This window comes from Parablautia sp. Marseille-Q6255 (assembly GCF_951230155.1).
Classification (GTDB): domain Bacteria; phylum Bacillota; class Clostridia; order Lachnospirales; family Lachnospiraceae; genus Choladousia.
In genome coordinates this window covers 1-2,569 of sequence record NZ_CATNVD010000036.1, presented here as the reverse complement: position 1 = coordinate 2,569, position 2,569 = coordinate 1, and the positions used below count along the sequence as shown (strand labels likewise).

The 2,569-nt window shown below is 45.8% G+C and carries 5 protein-coding genes and 1 tRNA gene; all 6 read left to right on the top strand.

Annotation, left to right across the window (positions count from 1 at the left end; translation table 11 throughout):
* The first annotated feature begins 219 nt into the window (after positions 1-219).
* Positions 220-351, top strand: coding sequence for a hypothetical protein (locus QOX44_RS17945; RefSeq protein ID WP_283685197.1), 132 nt, complete (start codon positions 220-222; stop codon positions 349-351).
* Positions 332-529 (top strand): hypothetical protein, encoded by a 198-nt coding sequence (locus QOX44_RS17940; RefSeq protein ID WP_283685196.1) that lies wholly within the window; start codon positions 332-334, stop codon positions 527-529. The genes QOX44_RS17945 and QOX44_RS17940 overlap by 20 nt, the downstream gene beginning before the upstream one ends.
* A 163-nt stretch (positions 530-692) precedes the next feature.
* The gene (locus QOX44_RS17935) at positions 693-1,094 is read left to right on the top strand and encodes a YopX family protein (protein ID WP_283685195.1); all 402 of its coding nucleotides are present in this window, start codon (positions 693-695) and stop codon (positions 1,092-1,094) included.
* A complete protein-coding gene (locus tag QOX44_RS17930) occupies positions 1,078-1,365 on the top strand; it encodes a hypothetical protein (RefSeq protein ID WP_283685194.1) in 288 nt (95 codons plus the stop codon). The genes QOX44_RS17935 and QOX44_RS17930 overlap by 17 nt, the downstream gene beginning before the upstream one ends.
* A 169-nt stretch (positions 1,366-1,534) precedes the next feature.
* Positions 1,535-2,038 carry a helix-turn-helix domain-containing protein gene (locus QOX44_RS17925; RefSeq protein WP_283683290.1) on the top strand — a complete coding sequence of 168 codons (504 nt, stop codon included), beginning with the start codon at positions 1,535-1,537 and terminating at the stop codon, positions 2,036-2,038.
* A gap of 206 nt (positions 2,039-2,244) precedes the next feature.
* Positions 2,245-2,317 (top strand) — tRNA-Ile (locus tag QOX44_RS17920).
* The last annotated feature ends 252 nt before the right edge of the window (positions 2,318-2,569 follow it).

The following is a 2,569-nucleotide window of genomic DNA, read 5'->3' as shown; positions in this document are numbered from 1 at the left end:
ATGATGAGATAACACGGCGTGTAAATGCAAGCAATGAAGATGCGCTTCTGAAATCATTGTTTTTAATATTTTGGATATTTTTTGATGATGAAATGAAATAAAAGAAAGGAGCCAGCCTCCGGCCGGGACAATGCGTACGCGGGCTACTGAAGAAGGAGAATTAATGTATCCAGTTGATGTATTGACGTTTAATTGACACATGAAGAAAGGGGATATCAAATGATTGACGTAATAATAACCATCGCGTTCGCCATATCGGCTGTGATCGGGATCTGCGTGATCGTGCCGGCGGCGATGATCGCGTGGATGTGGCGGAGGGATCGGAAGAGCGATGAAGATATCGAGGATTGACCGGATACGAACAATGTCTGTATCCGAGATGGCAGATGTGATTTTAGACAACGAGTACATAGAGGATGCGGATATGGGATTTTGTAAAAGCACATGCAATCTTGATGATTATGCGGACGGAGCGACGAAGGAAGCATGCCGGAAGTGCGTGATCAGATGGTTACTGGAGAAAGTATGAACAGAGAAAATTACGAAACGTGTCAGCATATCGAAGATATCGGGTAGCTGGCGGTATACGTCACGCCGGATTGCCCGCAGGCGACGCTGATTAAGGGCAGGCTGGTAAGCAGCAAGGAGAGATGCCGGAAGCGTAAGATGTACAAGAGAGGAGATGAAACGAAATGAGAGAAATCCTTTTTAAAGCAAAGAGAATAGATAATGGGGAATGGGTAGAAGGAGATTTACTCCACACAATACATCCAGAAATAGTTATAATAAGTGATTTTGAAGACAAGGCGTATAGATGTGATGGGAATACTATTTGCCAGTACACCGGACTGAACGACAAGAACGGTCAGAAGATTTGGGAGAATGATATCTGTACTATTAGAGATGGAACAATTGATGAAGAAGACGGACGCTTTATTTGCGAATGGGATAATGATGCAGCAAGATTCGTTTTGAGTGGGAATAGTCTCACAGTGGATTTTGATAATGTTTATACAACAGACGTCGAAGTTTGTGGAAACATTTTTGATAATGCAGATTTGTTGGGGGAGGATGAAGATGAACAGAGAAATTGACTGGAAACAAGAAGCACAGGCTATGGGAGCAGGCGAGATGAAGATTGCGATCGCGCAGAAGCTTGAAGAAGTGCGTGCCGGCATCGTAAACATCCGGCACATGCTGCTCACGGAGGACTCGGCGCTCGATCAGGCAATCTTGAGCTGGAAAAAGGAGCAGTTGGAACGTTGGGCGATATTTCTGGAAGACCTGCTGTCCGGCGGAGTGAAAAAGTCTGTTGGCGAGGACTGGAAGCAGAATACGATGAAACGGTTTGAGAGGGTGGAGTGATGGCATATGGACAAAGAAAATCAGAGATACAAGACCGTGCAGCAGATAATCGACGAGCGCGAGCGAAAAGCTCCGATGTACCATGCACCGAGGATATACAATGATAAGTGCAAACCGCCGGAGTCTGCATGGTGGCATATGAGGCACAGACCATATCAGAGAGGAGGGGATGCCGGTGAAAACGGTAACAGCGGAAACGATCGCGACGATGGCTGCGAAAGAGGCAGTCAAGGAGTTGAGAAAAGAGCTTGAGAAAGAAAAGCGGGTCAAGACATTTCGGAATACAAAGAAATTGCTGCAAAATTACAATCGCATTTGCGAGAGTGTGCAAGAGGGGATTTCCGATCTGACCGAGATGGATAACAGCGATGAACTGGAAGAGTTTACCGAAGAGGATATTTTCATCAACAGTATTCTCAAAAGCAAGCTCAGAAGTATCGTGATGATTGCACATATAGATAAATGTGTGGCGCTGCTTGAGCGTGAACAGTACAGTAAGAATACGCCAGAGAAGTTTCTTGCCTTTAAGTATTTCTATTTTGACGAGATGACGTATGAGAGCATTACGGAGGTATATGGGTATTCAGAACGAACAGCGCGCCGGTGGGTTCAAGAGCTGACGAATATCCTGAGTGTGTATCTGTTCGGGGCAGACGCAGTAAACTTGGAGTGACAGAAGGTTGGCAAAAACGTGTCCTTGCGATGTCCGTTTGAAAGATTTATAATGGTAGCATGTAAAATTAGGTGATACAAAAAGCCAAGTACATTTCCTCCACAGTCGCTGGGCGTCACAGCTCGGCGGCTGATTTGCCGGTACAAGGTGATACCTCATAAGACGGACTCAAACGAGGCAACGCCGCAGGAACCTTGCCGGCATATTGGATCATAGCTCAGTTGGCAGAGCACACGGCTTATATCCGTGGTGTCGCCGGTTCGATTCCGGCTGTTCCGATTCCTCGAATGAGGACCCCAAAACATTTTCAGAACAGGCAGCCTGCGTGGCTGCTTTTTCTATGGCGTAACTTGATAGACGTAATAGTTCAACCAGCTGAGGGATGATTCTCTCAGCTTTTTCAAGCAGAAAGCGAAGTAGATGTAACAATGATATGGAACACAGGATATCCTTCAAAGAGTGGTACATACATTACTCTTCTTGAAGACGGAGAAGAAGTGGTTGCAAAATACTTTCGCTGCCAGATGACTG